13 protein-coding genes are annotated in these 17,967 nt (G+C 71.8%); 11 read left to right on the top strand and 2 right to left on the bottom strand.

Translation table 11 applies throughout. From position 1 onward, the window contains the following. The first annotated feature begins 72 nt into the window (after nt 1-72). The 10 genes from RWH43_RS11625 to RWH43_RS11580 all read left to right on the top strand — a co-directional run bounded on the left by RWH43_RS11625 (nt 73) and on the right by RWH43_RS11580 (nt 12,584). Nucleotides 73-1,104: an aldose 1-epimerase family protein gene (locus RWH43_RS11625; protein ID WP_316001555.1), complete on the top strand. Its 1,032-nt coding sequence runs from the start codon at nt 73-75 to the stop codon at nt 1,102-1,104. 86 nt (nt 1,105-1,190) lie between these two features. Beyond that, nucleotides 1,191-2,267 (top strand): LacI family DNA-binding transcriptional regulator, encoded by a 1,077-nt coding sequence (locus tag RWH43_RS11620; protein WP_316001554.1) that lies wholly within the window; start codon nt 1,191-1,193, stop codon nt 2,265-2,267. Beyond that, nucleotides 2,264-3,301: a class I mannose-6-phosphate isomerase gene (locus tag RWH43_RS11615; protein ID WP_316001553.1), complete on the top strand. Its 1,038-nt coding sequence runs from the start codon at nt 2,264-2,266 to the stop codon at nt 3,299-3,301. Before RWH43_RS11620 ends, RWH43_RS11615 begins: the two co-directional genes overlap by 4 nt. After that, nucleotides 3,298-4,749 carry an FGGY-family carbohydrate kinase gene (locus RWH43_RS11610; RefSeq protein ID WP_316001552.1) on the top strand — a complete coding sequence of 484 codons (1,452 nt, stop codon included), beginning with the start codon at nt 3,298-3,300 and terminating at the stop codon, nt 4,747-4,749. Before RWH43_RS11615 ends, RWH43_RS11610 begins: the two co-directional genes overlap by 4 nt. Before the next feature lie 2 nt (nt 4,750-4,751). After that, nucleotides 4,752-5,531 (top strand): ATP-binding cassette domain-containing protein, encoded by a 780-nt coding sequence (locus tag RWH43_RS11605; RefSeq protein ID WP_154097221.1) that lies wholly within the window; start codon nt 4,752-4,754, stop codon nt 5,529-5,531. Further along, nucleotides 5,528-6,610, top strand: coding sequence for an ABC transporter permease (locus tag RWH43_RS11600; protein ID WP_144832108.1), 1,083 nt, complete (start codon nt 5,528-5,530; stop codon nt 6,608-6,610). The genes RWH43_RS11605 and RWH43_RS11600 overlap by 4 nt, the downstream gene beginning before the upstream one ends. 43 nt (nt 6,611-6,653) lie before the next feature. Next, nucleotides 6,654-7,643, top strand: coding sequence for an ABC transporter substrate-binding protein (locus RWH43_RS11595; RefSeq protein ID WP_144832111.1), 990 nt, complete (start codon nt 6,654-6,656; stop codon nt 7,641-7,643). A 323-nt stretch (nt 7,644-7,966) separates the two neighbouring features. Further along, entirely contained in the window at nt 7,967-8,794 is an 828-nt protein-coding gene (locus RWH43_RS11590) for a class II fructose-bisphosphate aldolase (protein WP_230704965.1), read from the top strand. Next, a complete protein-coding gene (locus RWH43_RS11585) occupies nt 8,791-9,789 on the top strand; it encodes a PfkB family carbohydrate kinase (protein ID WP_316001551.1) in 999 nt (332 codons plus the stop codon). Before RWH43_RS11590 ends, RWH43_RS11585 begins: the two co-directional genes overlap by 4 nt. Next, on the top strand, nt 9,786-12,584 hold the full coding sequence (locus RWH43_RS11580; protein ID WP_316001550.1) for an FAD-binding and (Fe-S)-binding domain-containing protein: 2,799 nt from the start codon (nt 9,786-9,788) through the stop codon (nt 12,582-12,584). Before RWH43_RS11585 ends, RWH43_RS11580 begins: the two co-directional genes overlap by 4 nt. 81 nt (nt 12,585-12,665) lie before the next feature. On the opposite strand, the gene katG is transcribed toward RWH43_RS11580, so the two are convergent. Both katG and RWH43_RS11570 read right to left on the bottom strand, forming a co-directional pair. Further along, nucleotides 12,666-14,978 carry a catalase/peroxidase HPI gene (katG, locus tag RWH43_RS11575; RefSeq protein ID WP_316001549.1) on the bottom strand — a complete coding sequence of 771 codons (2,313 nt, stop codon included), beginning with the start codon at nt 14,976-14,978 and terminating at the stop codon, nt 12,666-12,668. Between the two features lie 243 nt (nt 14,979-15,221). Next, nucleotides 15,222-16,463, bottom strand: a complete 1,242-nt coding sequence (locus RWH43_RS11570) for an HAD-IA family hydrolase (RefSeq protein ID WP_316001548.1) — start codon at nt 16,461-16,463, stop codon at nt 15,222-15,224. Between the two features lie 56 nt (nt 16,464-16,519). On the opposite strand from RWH43_RS11570, the gene RWH43_RS11565 reads away from it, so the two are divergent. Continuing rightward, complete coding sequence (locus RWH43_RS11565) at nt 16,520-17,914, top strand: FGGY-family carbohydrate kinase (RefSeq protein ID WP_154097226.1); 1,395 nt, start codon at nt 16,520-16,522, stop codon at nt 17,912-17,914. Nucleotides 17,915-17,967: the final 53 nt, after the last annotated feature.

Raw genomic sequence — 17,967 nt, 5'->3', positions numbered from 1 at the left:
GTGTCGGGGCGCGGCTCTGCGCTCGACGGTCAGTATGCGGGGAGCAAGACAACGTTGTCAAACATTGATAGCGTGAGCGTCGCAACGGCGAGGAAGGCGGGGCTCATGGGTGAGCTGTACGGACGATCGATCGACGAAGCGCTCGGGCGCGCGGGCTTCTCGGCGCAGATCGCGGCGGTGGAGGCCTCGGTGCGCAGTGACGGACCCGATGCCGGAACCCGGCGTCTGCGCGTGATCGCGGGCGACCTCGACATCGAGCTGCTGCCCGACCGCGGGCTCGACCTCGGGCAGGTGCGTCACCGCGGTGTGCCGTTGGCCTGGATGTCGCCGACCGGGTGGCCGCGGCCGGGGACGGCGGGCTTCGGGGCGGCGTTCGGCGGGGGACTCGTGACCACGTGCGGTCTGCTGTCGTTCGGCCCGCCGTCGGCCGACGCCGAGGGGGAGCATCCGCAGCACGGGCGGTACAGCGGGCTGTCGGCATCCGTCACCCGGGCGGAGGTGCAGGCGGATGCCGTGGTGATCGAGGCGACCGTGACCGAGGCGACGGTGCTCGGTGCGCACCTGGAGCTGCGGCGGTGCCTGCGCGTGCCGCTGGGCGAGGGGCGGATCGAGTTGCGCGACGAGATCGTCAACCGCGGGTCGCGCCCGGTGGAGCCGATGGTGCTGTACCACGTGAACCTCGGCTGGCCGCTGGTCGACGCCGGCACCGTGCTGCGGTCTCCCGCGGAGCGCGTGGTGCCCCGCGATGCGGCCGCCGAGGCGGGGATCGAGGGCTGGGCGGAGTTCCCCGCACCCGTCGCGGACTACCCCGAACAGGTGTTCCGGCACGAGCTGCCGAGCGATCGTCGCGTAAGCGCCGAGGTGGTCGCGGCGTCGGGGCTCGGCATCCGGATCTCCTTCGACACGACGGCGCTGCCGGCGATGTTCCAGTGGCGCGTGGCGCAGGATGACGGTCTCGTCCTCGGTGTCGAGCCGGCGACGGCGGCGACGATCCACGGCCGCGGCGCGGCGCGCGAGGCGGGGCTCCTGCGGGCGCTCGCCCCCGGCTCGTCGTGGGGGCTCGGTCTCGACATCGATGTCATCCGTGATCGATCCGAGACTTGACAACGTTGTCCGAGGAGCCCCAGGATGACTCCATCGGAACCCACCCGAGGGATCCGCCCCGAAATGACAACGATGTCGAGGATGCGATGACGCACGATGAACTGGTGGCCGCCGCAGCGGTCGCCGAGGCCGCGCCGGCCCGTCCGCGCGCTCGCCTCATCGACGTCGCGATCGCCGCGGGCGTGAGCCCCAAGACCGTCTCCCGCGTCATCAACGCCGAGACCGGGGTCCTCCCCGTCACCCGCGACAAGGTCATGCGGACCGTACGCGACCTCGGCTTCGTGCCCGACCGCAGCGCCCGCGAGCTCAAACGCCAGGCGGCCGACACGATCGGCATCCTCATCGACGCGATCAGCGACCCGTTCTTCGCCGCCTTCGTCAGCGTGGTCGAAGAGCTCGCGGTCGCCGAGGGGCTCAGCGTCATCTTCGCCAGCACCGGCTACGACGCGGCCCGCGAGCGCACGCAGCTCGAACGCCTGACCGGCCACCGCCTGGCCGGTCTCGTCGTCGCCCCCGTCGAGGTGGGGGCGGCCACCCTCGCGGGGCTGCGCACCCGCTTCCCCGTCGTCACCGTCGACCGCTCGCGTTCGGGCATCGACGCGGTCGTCATCGACGACTTCGGAGCGGCGGCCGAGGCGACCGCGGCACTCCTCTCGCACGGACACCGCCGCGTGGCCTTCATGGGCGAAGACGTGCCGTACCCCACCGTCAGCGACCGCCTGGCCGGCTACCGTTCGGCCCTCGAAGCGGCGGGCGTGCCGTTCGACCCCTCGCTCGTCGTCACGCACGAGCGCTTTCAGGCGGGCGAGGCGGCCGAGGCCTCACGGCTGCTCGAACGTGCCGACGCGCCCACCGCCCTGCTGTGCGCCACCAGCCTCGCCGCGATCGGCACGGTGCAGGCGATCCGCGCCCGCGGCCTGCGGATGCCGGCGCTCGTCTCGTTCGGCGACTTCACCCTCGCCGAGGTGTTCGAGCCCGGAATCACCTACGTCGACCACGACCCGCGTCTCATGGGCGCCGCGGCCTTCCATCGCCTGCGCGAACTCGCGGTGCACCCTGACGCGGAGCCCACCCGAACCGTCGTCCCCACCCGTCTGGTCCCGCGTGGATCGGGTGAGGTCACCCCCTCCTTCCCCCTCGACCCGATCGGAGCGACGCGATGAAGCCCGTCCTGCTGCCCCCCAATCCCGTGCAGCACTTCTACCGCGGGGGCGACCGCATCGCCGCCCTCCGCGGCATCGTGCCCGAGACCGACCGTCAGCCCGAGGAGTGGCTCGGCTCCACCGTCTCGCGCTTCGGCTCCGACGAGATCGGCCTGGCCGTCACCGACGGCGGAGAGTTCCTGCGCGACCTCGTGACCGCCGATCGCGCCGCCTGGGTGGGAGCGCGCAGCGGACGGGATGCCGCAGACCTCGGCATCCTGGTCAAGCTCCTCGACGCGCGGCAGCGCCTCCCCGTTCACGTGCACCCCGACCGCGGATTCGCCTCGTCGCACCTGGACTGCCCCTACGGCAAGACCGAGGCCTGGTACGTGCTCGAGACCGAGGACGACTGCGCCGTGTACGTCGGATGGAACGAGAGCGTCGACCGCGACGAGCTCGACCGCCGCCGCGACGCCCAGGACAGCGAGTGGATGCTCGCCCACATGAACCGCGTCGTCGTGCGCCCCGGCATGGGGGTGCTCGTGCCCGCCGGCACCGTGCACGCCATCGACGGGGGCATCTTCGTCGCCGAGGTGCAGGAACCCACCGACTTCTCGATCCTGCTGGAGTGGTCGGTGACGACCTCGACGCGCGAGGAATCGCACCTCGAGCTCGGCTTCGACGCCGTCATGCCCGCCGTCTCGACTGAGAAGCTCGACGCCGACGCGCTCGACGCCCTGGTCGGCACCTCCGGCACGACCCCGGCGGGACCCGCCTTCCGTTCTCTGCTGCCGGATGCCGCCGACCCCTACTTCCGCCTCTTCGACGCTGCGGGAGACACGGTGGCGCACGCGGCCGGCTTCGCGGTCGTGCTGGTGCGCGAGGGAGCGGGCGCCCTGGTGTCGGACGCCGGCAGCGTCGACGTCGAGCGCGGACAGGTCTACGCCGTGCCGCACGCCTTCGGCGCATGGCGCCTCACGGGCGGGGCCGAGATCCTCGTCGCTGCCCCCGGCGCCGGCTGGCCCGGAACCCTCCGCGGCGGTGACGTGCGATGAGCGAGTACGTCGTCGGGATCGACATGGGCTCGACCAGCACAAAGCTGCTGGTCGCCACCCCCGAGGGGCGCCAGGTGCTCGTCGTCAGCCGCCGCTCGCCGTGGACCAACCTCGACCACGGTCGGGCCGAGATGACCGCGGCCGAGGCGATCGCCGTCGTGCGCGACCTCGCCGCCGAGGCCGACGCGCGCCTCGACGAGGGCTACCGCGTCGTCGCGCTCGGGGTCTCGGGCATGGCCGAGGCGGGGGTGCTGCTCGATGAGCAGGGCTCCGCGCTCGCGCCGATCATGGCGTGGTTCGACCCGCGCGGGGCGGCGCAGATCATGTCGACCCCCGAGTCCTTCCGCGCCGAGTTCCCCGGCCGCACCGGACTGCCGGTCGGGCCGCTGGCATCCATCGCCAAACTGCTGCACCTGCGCGAGCAGGGCATCTCGCTCGCGGGCACCACGTTCCTGAACGTCCCCGAGTTCGTCGTGCACGCGCTCGGCGGACCTCGCGTCGCGGAGTACTCGCTCGTCTCGCGCACCGGGCTGATCGACCAGGACGACAGCACCCCGTGGCAGGCGGCGCTCGACGTGCTCGGCGTCGACGAGGGCATTCTCGGCACCCTCGTCAGCGCGGGAGAACCGGTCGGCACCCTCACCGATCCCGACATGCCCGCGGGCTTCCGCGGTGCGGCCCTGACCGTCGCCGGACACGACCACCTCGTCTCGGCGGTCGCCGTCGGGGCCACGCACACCGGCCAGCTCTACGACTCGATGGGCACCGCCGAGGCGCTCGTGCGCGTGCTCGACGACACCCTGCCCTTCGACGCGCGCGAGCGCCTCGCCCACGCCGGCATCAACTGCGTGCGCCACGTCATCCCCGGCAAGTACGTGCTGCTGGCGGGCACGAAGTCGGGCCTGCTCATGCGGCGCGTGCTGCAGCTGCTCGGCATCACGGATGCCGTGGGGCGCACGCGCATCGACGACGAGGCGATGGCGCTGCCCGTGCTCGGCACCGTCTCGGACGCCGGTCTCGCCGTATCGGGGGCGCGCAACGACGACGGTGTGCTGAAGATCGTCGCGCAGAGCGACGGGCTGAGCCCCGCCGACCTGTTCGCGGCGAGCCTGCGCCACGGCAACGACATGCTGGCCGAGCTGATGGCGGTGATGGACCGCGAGGTCGCACCCCCCACCTCCACGGTGCTGACCGGCGGCTGGTCGTCGATGGCGTCGGTGGTGCGCTCGCGCTCCGCGCTGCTGCCCGAGGTCACCGTCTCGACCCACGACGAGGGCACGGCCTACGGCGCCGCGCTCTTCGCCGCCTTCGCCGCGCGGTCCGCCGCGGCCACGGCATCCGGATCCTTCGCCGACGTCGCGAACACCTTCCTCTCGTCATCGCTCGACCCGGCGGAGCACCGTTCCGCCGTGCTCGCCTCTCTCACCCCCACCCCTGAAAGGAGCTGACGATGTCGTCAGTCAGCACGACCGTCCCGGTGCTGCAGGCCCGTGGCCTGTCACGTCAGTTCGGATCCGTCCGCGCCCTCCACAACGTCGACTTCGAGGTCTACCCCGGAGAAGTGACGGCCCTCATCGGCGACAACGGCGCCGGCAAGTCGACGCTCGTGAAGGCCCTCTCGGGCAATCTCGCGGTCGACGAGGGCGAGATTCTCTTCGACGGCAAGCCCATCGAGATGTCGAACCCGCAGGTGGCGTCGTCGCTCGGGATCGAGACGGTCTATCAGGACCTCGCGCTCGCCCCTCACCTCGACCCGGTGCAGAACATGTACCTCGGCCGCGAGATCCGCCGCCCCGGCCTCGCCGGTGCCCTGGGCTTCATGAAGACCAAGGAGATGGCCGTCGCCTCACGGGCCGCGTTCGACGAGCTCGGCGCGACGGTGCGATCGCTGTCGTCGCCCGTGGGCGAGATGTCGGGCGGTCAGCGCCAGGCGATCGCGATCGCCCGCGCCGTGCACTGGGCCGGTCGCCTCGTCTTCCTCGACGAGCCCACGGCCGCTCTCGGCGTGCGTCAGACCAAGAACGTGCTCGAGACGATCCGCCGCGTGCGCGACAAGGGCATCGCCGTCGTGCTCATCTCGCACTCCATGCCGCACGTGATGGAGGTCTGCGACCGCATCCAGGTGCTGCGCCTGGGCACCCGCGTGGCCAACGTCGACGCGAAGAACACCTCCATGGAAGAACTCGTCGGGCTCATGACCGGCGCCGTCACGAAGGACGACTCCAAATGAGCACCAAGACCCCTCCCACCGAGACCGTCGCCATCGGCACGTTCGAGGACACCAAGCCCAACTTCTTCCTGGGGCTGCTCAAGGCGCAGGCCTTCCAGATCCTCATCATCCTCATCGTCATCGTGCTGATCTTCAGCGCGCTGGCGCCGGACTCGTTCGCGCAGTGGTCGAACTTCCGCCTCATCATCCAGAACGCCTCGATCCTCGCGGTCCTGGGCGTCGGCATGACCTACATCATCATCACCTCGGGCATCGACCTCTCGGTCGGCTCGGTGCTGGTGTTCTCGGGCGTCGTGTCGGCCCTGACGATGCGCGCCCTCGGCGGCGAAGGCTGGGGAGTGGCGACCGTCGGCATCATCGTGTCGATCCTCAGCGGCGTGTGCTGGGGCCTGCTCAACGGCTTCCTCATCGCGAAGGCCAAGATCCCGCCGCTCATCGTCACGCTGGGCTCGCTCGGCATGGCTCTGGGGCTCGCGCAGATCCTCACCGGCGGCGTCGACATCCGCGACGTCCCCACCGTGCTGACCGTCTCGATCGGTTACGGCAACGTGTTCGGGTCGCTGCCCATCATCAGCGTCATCGCGCTCGTCGTCGTCGTCATCGGGGCGATCGTGCTGCACTTCACCAAGTTCGGCCTCTACACCTACGCCGTCGGCTCCAGCGAGCTCGCCGCCCGCCGCGTCGGCGTCAAGGTCGACCGTCACCTCATCTCGGTCTACACGCTGTCGGGAGCGCTCGCCGGGCTCGCCGGCATCCTGGCCCTCTCGCAGTTCTCGACCACCGCGATCGCGGGGCAGTCGCAGACCAACCTGAACGTGATCGCGGCCGTGGTCATCGGCGGCACCTCGCTCTTCGGCGGGGTCGGCACGATCTTCGGAACCGTGGTCGGCCTCTTCATCCCGGCCGTCCTGCAGAACGGCTTCGTCATCACCGGCGTGCAGCCCTTCTGGCAGCAGGTCGCTGTCGGCGCGGTGCTGATCACCGCCGTCTACGTCGACCAGGTGCGCCGCACCGCCGCGACCCGCGGCAACACCCAGAGCCTCTGGCGGAAGTTCGTCAGCGGAGGACGCCGCGGCTGAGGCCCGGCATCCGACACCAATCAAGAGAGAACAGGCAATCACAATGCAGTGGAACAAGAAGGTTCTCGCGTTCGCCACCCTCGGCGCCGCAGCCACCCTCGTCCTCGCCGGGTGCTCCGGCGGCTCCTCGTCCGGCGGCGCGTCGGGCGGGTCGGACGGCGGTTACAAGATCGCGTTCGTGCAGGGCGTCGCCGGAGATGAGTTTTACATCTCCATGCAGTGCGGCATCCAGGCCGAGGCCGAGAAGGAGGGGGCCACCGTCACCACGCAGGGCCCCGAGAAGTTCGACCCGACCCTGCAGAAGCCCATCGTCGACGCCGTCGTCGCCTCCAAGCCCGACGCGCTGCTGATCGCCCCCACCGACGTGTCGGCCATGCAGGCGCCCATCGCGGCGGCCGAGGCCGCCGGCATCAAGGTGGTCCTCGTCGACACGACGCTGGAAGACCCCTCCGGTGCGGTCTCGCAGATCTCCTCCGACAACGAAGGCGGCGGGGCTGCCGCGTTCAAGGCCATCCAGGATGCCAACCCCAACGGCGGCAAGGTGCTCGTGGTCTCGGTTGACCCCGGCATCTCCACCACCGACGCCCGCGCGAAGGGCTTCGAAGACGCCGTCGCGAAGGACTCGAAGTTCTCGTCGGTCGGTGTGCAGTACTCGCACAACGAGCCCTCCACCGCCGCCGAGATCGTCACCGCCGCGTTGCAGAAGGACCCCGACATCGTGGGCATCTTCGCCGCCAACCTGTTCGCCGCCGAGGGCTCGGCCACCGGCGTGCAGCAGGCCGGCAAGCAGGGCGCCGTCACCATCGTCGGCTTCGACGCGGGCCCCGCCCAGGTCAAGGCCCTGCAGGCCGGAACGGTTCAGGCGCTCGTCGCGCAGGAGCCCGCCACCATCGGCGAAGACGGCGTGCAGCAGGCCATCGCGGCGCTGAAGGGCGAGGCGACCGAAGCCAAGATCCAGACCGGCTTCACCATCCTCACCAAGGACAACATCGACACCGACGGCAAGGACGCGGTGTACAAGTCGTCCTGCTGATCGATTCCGGATGCCGGGATCTCGCCGTTGCGCGGGGTCTCGGCATCCGCCCCTCCCGCCCGGAGGCTTCGACAGGCTCAGCCACCGGGCTCGCGCAACGCCAGGTCCCTGAGCTTGTCGAAGGGCCGGGACCACCCGCCCCTCCCGCCCGGAGGCTTCGACGGCTCAGCCACCGGGCTCGCGCAACACCCCGCCCTCCCGCCCGGGGGCTTCGACAGGCTCAGCCACCGGGCTCGCGCAACACCCGCACTCCCTCCCGGGGGCTTCGACAGGCTCAGCCACCGGGCTCGCGCAACACCCGCCCCGACAAGAGAGACACCGCCGTGCCGCTGGCCGACATGCCCGCCCTGCTCGCCGCGCACCGCGCGGTCGGGGCCTTCAACTTCATCACCCTCGAGGTCGCCGAGGCGATCGTGACCGGAGCCGAGACCGCCGGCACCGGCGTGATCCTGCAGCTCTCGCAGAACGCCATCGCCTTCCACGGCGGTCTGGCCCCCGCCGCCTCCGCCGCCCTCCGGCTGGCCGAAACGGCACGGGTAGGCGTCGTGGTGCACCTCGACCACGCCACCGACGAGCCCCTCGTCGACGAGGCCCTGGCGGTCGGCATCCGTTCGGTCATGTTCGACGCCGCTCACCTGACCGACGCCGAGAACCTCGCGCGCACCGCCGCCGTCGCCGAACGCGTGCACGCGGCGGGCGGATGGATCGAGGCCGAGCTCGGCGAGATCGGCGGCAAGGGCGCTCACGCCCCCGGGGTGCGCACCGACGTCGCCGAGGCCGTGCGCTTCGTAAGCGAGACGCGCGTCGACGCCCTCGCGGTGGCGGTGGGCAGCGAGCACGCGATGCGCGAGCGCAGTGCCACCCTCGACGGGGAACTGATCGCCCGACTCGCCGCCGAACTCCCCGTGCCCCTCGTGCTGCACGGCTCGAGCGGTGTCGCCGACGCCGGCATCGACGCAGCGGTGCGCGCGGGCATGCGCAAGATCAACATCGGCACGCACCTCAACCAGGTGCTCACCTCGGCGGTGCGCGCCGAACTCGAGCGGGATCCGGATGCCATCGACCCGCGCCGCTGGCTGGCTCCCGGTCGCGCGGCGGTCGCCGCCGAGGTCGAACGGCTGCTCGGCGTCGTGACGGGACGCGCCGCATGAGCGGCATCGTCACCCTGACCGCCGCCGGCGCCATCGACGCCACGTATCGGGTCGGAACGCTCCGCCGCGGGGCCTTCGCGCGCGCCGACAGCTACACCCGCGAGGTGAGCGGCAAGGGCGTCAACGTCGCGGCCGCGCTCGCAGCCGGAGGTGCGGACGCCTCCGCCGTGGTGGTGCTCGGCGCCGACGACGTGCGGTTCGCGCGCTGCGGTCTGACCGCGCCCCTGCTGCGCATCGTCGAGGTACCCGGCGCGACGCGCGTGAACACCTCGATCATCGACGCCGACGGGGCGACGACCAAGGTCAACGCCCCGACTCCGCCGCTGTCGCCGGAGGCCTGGGAGGCCACGGTGTCGCTGACGCTCGGAGAGCTCGACCGCTGCGCCGCGTCGTGGCTCGTGCTGTCGGGGAGCCTTCCCGAGCTCGCCGGAACCGGTGCCCTCGTCGATCTCGCCGCCGTGCGCGCGGGGGCCGCCGAGCGCGGAGTGCGTTTCGCCGTCGACACCAGCGGCGCGGCCCTCGCCGCGCTGCTGGCCGACCCCGTCGGTATCGACCTGCTCACCCCGAACGCGGAGGAGCTCGCCGCAGCCGTCGGTCGCCCTCTCGCGACTCTCGGCGAGGTCGTCGATGCCGCACGCGAGATCATCGGCCGCGGCGTCGAGACCGTCGTGGCCAGCTTGGGCGGAGACGGGCTGCTCGCCGTCACGGCCGAGCGCGCGGTCTTCGCCCGCGCCGAGGCCCCGTACGTCGCCAACACCGCGGGGGCCGGCGATGCCGCTCTCGCCGGTTTCCTCCTCGGCCTCACGCGTGCTCCCGCGGCGAACGCTTCCGGCGCCGACCCGCTCGCCGTCGCGGCCGCGTCGGCCGCCGAGTGGGGCGCCCACGCCGTCGCGCACGCGTCGACGCTCGTGGCGGGGCCGCCGCTCGGCATCCGGGCTCTCGTCGAGACCTCGCCGGAGCTCGATCGCCCGCTCACCCCGGAGGACGCCGCATGAATCTCGCGCCCGTGCTCGCCGCCGTCGGTGATCCGTCCCGTGTGCGCACGCGCGCCATCGACCGGGTCGCGTACGCCAACGACGCCTCGCACTACCTGCTGACGCCCGAGGCGGTCGTGATCGCGTCGGATGCCGCCGAGGTCGGCGCCGTGATGCGCGCGGCGACGGCGTCGGGCACGCCCGTGACCTTCCGCTCCGGGGGCACGAGCCTGTCGGGGCAGTCGGCCGGGTCGGGCCTGCTGGTCGATGTGCGGCAGGGATTCGGGCGCATCGACGTGCTCGACGGCGGCCGGCGCGTGCGCGCGCAGCCGGGGGCCACCGTGCGCCAGGTCAACGCGCGGCTCCTGCGGCACGGGCACCGCCTCGGCCCCGATCCCGCGAGCGAGGCCGCGTGCACCATCGGCGGAGTCGTCGCCAACAACTCCAGCGGCATGGCGTGCGGAACGGTCGAGAACTCGTACCGCACCCTCGAATCGGTCGTGCTGGTACTGGCATCCGGAACCGTCGTCGACACCGCCGACCCCGACGCCGATCGGCTGCTCGCCCAGCGCGAGCCCGCGCTCGTCGACGAGCTCATGCGGCTGCGCGAGCGGGTGGTGTCGGACCCTGCGAGCGTCGCGCTCATCGAGCGGCAGTTCGCCATGAAGAACACCATGGGCTACGCCCTCAACGCCTTCGTCGACTTCGACACCCCCGCCGCCCTGCTCGCCCACCTGGTCGTCGGCTCGGAGGGGACGCTCGCGTTCGTCGCCGAGGCGACCTTCCGCACCGTGCCGATCCGACCCGCGATCGCCACGACCCTCGCGGTGTTCCCGACGCTCGACGCCGCCACGCGGTCTCTTCCCGCGCTGGTCGCGACGGGCGCGGCGACCCTGGAGCTGATGGATGCCACCTCGCTCCGCGTCGGCCAGCGTCTGGCCGGGACTCCCGCCGCGATCCACGGCTTCGACGCGACGACCCAGGCGGCGTTGCTCGTGGAGTATCACGCCGACGACCTCGAGACCCTGCGCGCGCTCGCCGAGAGTGGATCGCACGTGCTGGGGGAGCAGGACCTGCGCACCCCCGCGGTCTTCTCGAGCGACGCCGCCGACCGCGCGGCCGCGTGGACCTTCCGCAAGGGCCTCTACGCCTCGGTCGCCGGCGCCCGCCCGAGCGGCACCACGGCCCTGCTCGAAGACGTGGTCGTGCCCGTCGAACGCCTCGCCGACACCTGCGGGGGGCTCCAGGAGCTGTTCGCGCGCTACGGCTACGCCGACAGTGTGATCTTCGGTCACGCCAAAGACGGCAACATCCACTTCATGCTCACCGACCGGTTCGAGGGCGCGAAGGCCCTCGGCCGCTTCGAGGGGTTCACCGACGCGATGGTCGACCTCGTGCTCGACGCGGGTGGCAACCTCAAGGCCGAGCACGGCACTGGTCGCGCGATGGCGCCCTACGTGCGGCGGCAGTACGGCGACGAGCTGTACGACGTGATGGTGCGGCTCAAGCGCCTGCTCGACCCCCGCGGCATCCTGAACCCGGGTGTCATCATCGACGACGACCCGGCCGCGCACATGCGAAACCTCAAGACGCCGGTGTCGATCGAGCCCGAGGCCGACCGCTGCGTGGAGTGCGGATACTGCGAGCCGGTGTGCCCGAGCCGCTCGCTCACCCTCACCCCGCGCCAGCGCATCGTCGTGCGGCGCGCGTCGACCGCCGCTCGCGAGCGCGGTGACGGAGCGCTCGTCGCGGAGCTCGAGAAGGACTACGACTACGACGGCGTGCAGACCTGCGCGGTCGACGGCATGTGCCAGACGGCGTGCCCCGTGCGCATCAACACCGGCACGCTCATGAAGCGCTTCCGCCGCGAGGACGCCAACCCCGTGCTCGCCGCCGGCTGGTCGGCTGCGGCGACGGGGTGGGGCGCGGTGACGCGTGCGGGGTCTGCGGCCCTCTCGGTCGCCTCCGTGCTGCCCACGCCGGCGGTGCGGGCGGTGACGGATGCCGCGCGCGCGGTGCTCGGCACCGACACGATGCCCCGCTACGCGGACGAGCTGCCCGGCGGCGGAGCGTCGCGGAAGGCCTTGGGTCGGGTGGTCGGCGCCGTGGGGGTCGAGCCGAGCGCGGTGTTCCTGCCGGCGTGCGTCGGGAGCATGTTCGGACCCGCCTCCTCCGACGGCATCGGCGCGACCGAGGCGTTCGCGCGGCTGCTCGAGCGGGCGGGGGTCTCGGCGATCGTGCCCGAGGGGATCGATGCGCTGTGCTGCGGCACGCCGTGGTCGTCGAAGGGGTACGCGAAGGGCCACGCGACGATGTCGGCCCGCGTCCGGGCGGCGGTGGCCGCGGCCTCCCGCGGGGGCGAGCTGCCGGTGGTGTGCGACGCCTCCAGCTGCACCGAGGGCTTCGCGGCGACGCTACGCGACGAGGGAGTGAGGGTGGTGGATGCCGTGGCCTTCGCGGCATCCGCTCTGCTTCCGCACCTCGAGCCCACGCCGGTGGCCGAGCTGCTGGCTCTGCACCCGACGTGCTCGTCGACGCAGCTGGGCATCGACCCTGCCCTGCGCGCGCTGGGCGAGGCCGTGGCGGCCGAGGTGCGCGTGCCCGACGCGTGGGGCTGCTGCGCCTACGCGGGGGACCGGGGCATGCTGCATCCGGAACTCACCGAGGCGGCCACGGCCCCCGAGGCGGCCGAGGTCGCCGGGCTCGGTGCCGATGCCTTCGCGTCGTGCAACCGCACCTGCGAGCTGGGCATGACGAAGGCGACGGGCGAGACGTACGTGCACGTGCTGGAGCTGCTGGAGCGCGCGACGCGGTAGCAGCGCAGCGGGTCCCGAAACAGGTGGTCGCCCCCTCTCGGTCGCGAGAGGGGGTGACCATCTGAGGAGGTGCTGCGCCGGTCAGGCAGCCATCACGCCGTAGCGCCGGTGGCCCTTGACGTCGTAGCGGTCCAGCATCATGACCTTCGACCACACCTGGGCGAAGTCGCGGACGAATCTCTCCTGTCCGTCGGTGCCGGCGTAGGCGTCGGCGATCGAGCGCAGCTGCGCGTTCGAGCCGAACACGAGGTCGTTCCTCGAGGCCCGCCAGCGTGCCTCACCGGTCGCCTGGACGCGGCCGGTGAAGGTCGACGCGGTGTCGTCGTCTTCCGTCCAGACCAGATCCGTGTCGGTCAGGTTGACGAAGAAATCCGTCGTCAGGACGCCGACGCGTTCCGTGAAGACACCTGTATCGGACCCGTCCCAGTTCGCGCCGAGGACGCGCAGGCCTGCGGTCAGGACGGTCCACTCGGGTGCGGTGAGCGTGAAGAGGTTCGCCTTGTCGAGGAACGCCGCCTCGGGGGCGACGCCGGGCGCGAACTGGTCGAATCGCTCCGACACGAAGTTGCGGAAGCCGTCCGCCACGGGCCGGAGCCACTCGAACATCTCGATGTCGGTGAGTTCCTGCGTCGTGTCGACGCGACCCGGGGTGAACGCGACGTCGACGTCGGAGCCCGCCGCCCGCGCCGCCCGCTCCACGGCGGCCGTGCCGGCGAGCACGATGAGGTCGGCAAGCGACACCTGCCGCCCGCCCGACGACGCGGCGAACTCCGCTTGCACCGACCGCAGCGCGTCGATCACCGGGATGGTGCGGCGGTTGATCGCCCAGTCCTTCTGGGGCGAGAGGGCGAGACGGCCACCGTTCGCACCGCCGCGCTTGTCGCTGTCGCGATAGGTCGACGCGGCGGCATAGGCCGTGTAGACGAGGTCGGACACGGACGCCCCCGTCGCGATGACGGCCTCTTTGAGGCTCGCCACATCCGCTTCGTCGAGGGCGGTTCCCTCGGCGTCGGGCAGGGGATCCTGCCAGAGCAGGTCGTCGGCGATGGTGACCTCGGGTCCGAGGTAGCGGTGCTTCGGGCCCATGTCGCGATGCGTGAGCTTGTACCAGGCCTTCGAGAACGCCAGCGTGAAGAGGTCGAAGTCGGCCAGGAAGCGTTCGCACACGGCCCGGTACGCCGGGTCGACCTTCAGGGCGATGTCCGAGGTCATCATCATCAGCGGGTTCATCTGCCCGGGCACGTGCGCGTCGGGGGTCTTCGGCGCGTTCGGGTCGGTGGGAGTCCACTGCAGGGCGCCGGCCGGGCTCTTCGTCTGCTCCCAGTCGAACGCGAACAGGTTCTCGAGGTAGGTGTTGTCCCACTGGATCGGGTTCGGGGTCCAGCTGCCCTCGATGCCGTTGGTCGAGGTGTTCTCGGCGTTGCCGCTGCCCACCGGGTTGTGCCATCCGAGACCCATCGACTCGATCGGCGCCAGCTCGGGCGAGGGGCCGATCTTCGACGCGGGTACCTGGCCGTGGCTCTTGCCGAACGCGTGGCCGCCGGCGATCAGCGCGACGGTCTCCTCATCGTTCATCGCCATGCGGGTGAAGGTGATGCGGATGTCGCGCGCCGAGCCCATCGGGTCGCCGTTGGCGTACGGTCCCTCGGGGTTGACGTAGATCAGGGCCTGGTGCGAGGCGGCCAAGGGGCTCTGCAGGTCGTAGTCCGCGTCGCCGTTCTCGCCGTGCCAGCGTTCGTCACGACTGACCATCTCGTCGGGGCTCTGAACGTTGTGCGGGTTCCAGACCTCGGGGCCCCACCAGGTGCCGTCGTCGGGCTCCCACGCATCGAGTCGTCCTCCGGCGAAGCCGTAGGTCGGCAGTCCCATCAACTCGAGCGAGCAGTTGCCGGTCAACACCATGAGGTCGGCCCACGACAGCGCGTTGCCGTACTTGTGCTTGATCGGCTGCAGCAGACGGCGGGATTTGTCGGTGTTGCCGTTGTCCCACCAGCTGCCGATCGGTGCGAATCGCTGCATCGCGGTTCCCGCCCCGCCGCGTCCGTCGGCGATGCGGTACGTGCCCGCGGCGTGCCAGGCCATGCGGATCATCTGCGGGCCGTAGTTGCCGTAATCCGCCGGCCACCAGTCGACCGAGGTGGTGAGCAGTTCTTTGATGTCGGCCTTGAGCGCGTCGAGATCGATCGTGGCGAACGCCGCCGCGTAGTCGAAGTCGGCACCGAGCGGGTCGGCGGCGACGCCGTTGCGGTGCAGCAGCTCGACCTTCAACCGCTGCGGATACCAGCCGTCGAGGCTCGGCGCCTGGCCGAAGGTGCCGCCGAGGTGATCGCCGCCGGCCGGGAGATCGCCGGCCATGTGGTAGCTGCAGGTATTGGTCCTGTCATCCGAACTCATGGGTGCTCTTTCTGGTCTCGAGGGGGGAGAGCAACTTCGTCGAGTTCGGGTGCGACACGAGGCGGCGGCCGCTCACTCTGTCCGATCAAGAGCCTGAAGATGCGCGATTGAGCCCAGAGTAAGCAGCGTCCGGTGGGCGCGCTACGGACGAGAGAGAACACTCAGCCGATGCGTCGATGGTCCTAAACTGTGCGGCTTGTGTCCGCTGAGCTCGGCTCGGGCGTCGTCGTGGCGGTCGCGTGATCAGGCCGGGGCGAGCCGGAGCGCGCCGGATGCCGTGACCTCGAGCCGCACGGCATCCAGCCCGTCGACGACGAGGTCGGCCGTCAGTTCCTCTTCGGCGGTCGTGCCGGTGAGGGCGATCACCGCGCAGCCGGCGGCGCGGGCGGCGGCGATGCCGGCGGGGGCGTCTTCGACGACGAGGCAGCGGTCCGGCGAGAAACCGAGCCGCTCGGCCGCCAGCAGGAACGGCTCGGGGTCGGGCTTGCCGTTGACCACGTCGTCGACGGTCACGAACACCGCCGGCTTCGCGTAGCCGGCCGCGGCCAGGCGGGCCGTGGCGATCGGCACGGATCCCGAGGTGACGATCGCGCGGCGCTCGGCCGGGACGGCGTCGAAGAAGACGTCGGCCCCGCGGATGGGCTGCAGGCCCACGGCATCGGTCACCTCGAGGTCGGTGACGTGCGCGAGGGCCTCCGCGTGGCGATCGGCGGGGAGCAGTACCCCCACGAGGGTGCGTGCGGGCTGGCCGTGGTTGGCGTGCAGCGCCTCCATCGACACCTCGAAGTGCTCGGCGAAGCGACGCCAGGAGCGCACGACGGATGCCGTGGAGTCGACGAGCGTGCCGTCGAGGTCGAAGAGCACGGCGTCGAACTCGCGGGAGAAGATCTCGGCGTCAGCGGGCACCGGACGCCGGATGCCGAGTGCGGGCAGCACGCGCGCGAGCTGCTGCGCGGTCGAGAGCTCGGCGTCGACGCCGAGCACTTCGATCGCCGGGGCGACGGCGGGGGTGTCGGGGCGGTGCGCGTCGCGGGCGGCGGCACGATCGGCGCGACGGGAGGCCAGCACGGACGGGTCTCCGTCGACGTGCACGACGACGGGCGCGGTGGGGAAGAACGCATCGCGCAGCGCCTGCCACTCGTCGCCCCCGGCGAGTTCGGCGCTGAAGGGTGCCACCACGACGACGCGGCCCGCGGTGGAGAGCACGTCGGCCGCCGTCGCACGCAGTGCCGCGTACCGGCCGGCTCGGATCTCGGCCGCGAAAGGCGAGGTGAGCCAGTGGCCGCCCAGCGCATCGGCGGGGAGGGCGTCGAGCAGGGGAGTCGTCACGCTGTCGAGGTCGACGAGCGCAGCACCGAGCTCGGCGGCGATCGCGCGGCCCAGGGTGCTCTTGCCGCTGCCGGCGGGTCCGGCGACGACGACGGCGAGCGAATCGGGTATTTGACACGGCGACGGCATACCCCCACCATAGACGTAGCAAGTCACCGGTGTCATGCTTGAAATTCCGGGACTCGAAGAAGTTCCGGAAAGGACGGCCGCTCATGCAAGACACCGGTGTCACGGCATCCGCCCCCGCTGATGTTCCCGCCGCTGCGGCTCTGCGCCTGCACGGGGGGATCGACCTCGGCAGCACGGGCGTGAAGATGCTCGTCATCGACGACCACGGCACCGAGATCGCCAGCGCCCAGGTGCCCACCCCGTGGCGCGTGGGCGAGGGCGGAACGACCGACATCGACGCCGACGACCTGCTCGCCGCCGTCCGCGCGCTCGTCGGACTCGTCGACGCCCAGCTCGCGCCGCTCACGCCCGAGCCGCTGGCCTCGCTGGCCGTCGCGGGCATGGGTGAGACCGGGATCCTCATCGACGCCGACGGTCGCGCCGTCGCCCCCGGCTTCGCGTGGTTCGATCCGCGCGGGTGGGAGCAGATCGCGGTCTTCCCGGATGCCGTGCGCACCGAGTTCGCCGGACGCACGGGCCTGCCGCTCGGCGCGCAGGTGAGCGTCGCGAAGCTCGCCTGGCTGCGCGACCAGGGCACCTCGCTCGCGGGCCTGCGCTGGCTCGACCTGCCCGAGTTCGTCGTCGCGGCCCTCGGCGGCGACGTCGCCCTCGAGCTCTCGCTCGCCTCGCGCACGGGCCTCATCGACCAGGACTCCGGCGCCGCCTGGCCCGCGATGCTCGACGCACTCGGCGTCGACGCCGACCTGCTGCCGCCGCTGCGCGGAGGCGGTCTGCCCTGGGGCACGGCATCCGACGCCTTCGGCCCGCGACTCGCGGGCGCCGCGCTCACCGTCGCCGGCCACGACCACCTCGTCGCCGCGCAGGCCAACGGCACGCTCGACGCCGACGGCTACCACGTCTCGCTCGGCACCGCCGAGGTGCTGCTGCGCGTTCTCGACGAACCCCTCGGCTTCGCGGCGCGGCAGCGTCTGGCCGACGCCCTCATCAACGAGGTGCGTCACGTCGTCCCCGGCAAGCACGTGCTCGTCGCCGGAGTGAAGACCGGCCTGCTGCTGCGGCGCGCCCTGCACGCCGCGGGCATCAGCGACCGCGCCGGGCGCGACGCCCTCGACGCCGCCGTCATGGCTCTGCCGTACGAGGGAGAGCTCCCCGCCGGCGCGATCGAGGTCACCGGTGCGCGCAACGACGACGGCGTGCTGCGCCTGACCCTGCACACCGAGGCGTCACCCGCGGAGATCTTCGGTGCGGTGCTCCGGCACAGCAACGACGAGGTCGCCGCCCTTATCGAGGCCATGGACCGCGAGGTCGCGCCGGCGACCCGCTCCACCCTCACCGGCGGCTGGGCGGGCATGGCGAGCGTCCGCCGCGCGCGCGCCGAAGTGCTTCCCGATCCGTCCCTGTCCACCCGTGAGCAGGACGTCGCGTGGGGAGCCGCCGACATGGCGCGGCGCCTCGTCTCGGCATCCGTCCCCTCCTGACTTCCCACCCGCCGCGCCCGTCCCGATCGGACGCGCGAACAGACCCCAGAGAA

It is taken from the genome of Microbacterium algihabitans (assembly GCF_032464975.1).
In the GTDB taxonomy this organism is placed as follows: Bacteria; Actinomycetota; Actinomycetes; order Actinomycetales; family Microbacteriaceae; genus Microbacterium; species Microbacterium algihabitans.
The sequence above is the reverse complement of the archived record's forward strand: the minus strand, read 5'-3'. Positions and strand labels throughout refer to the sequence as shown.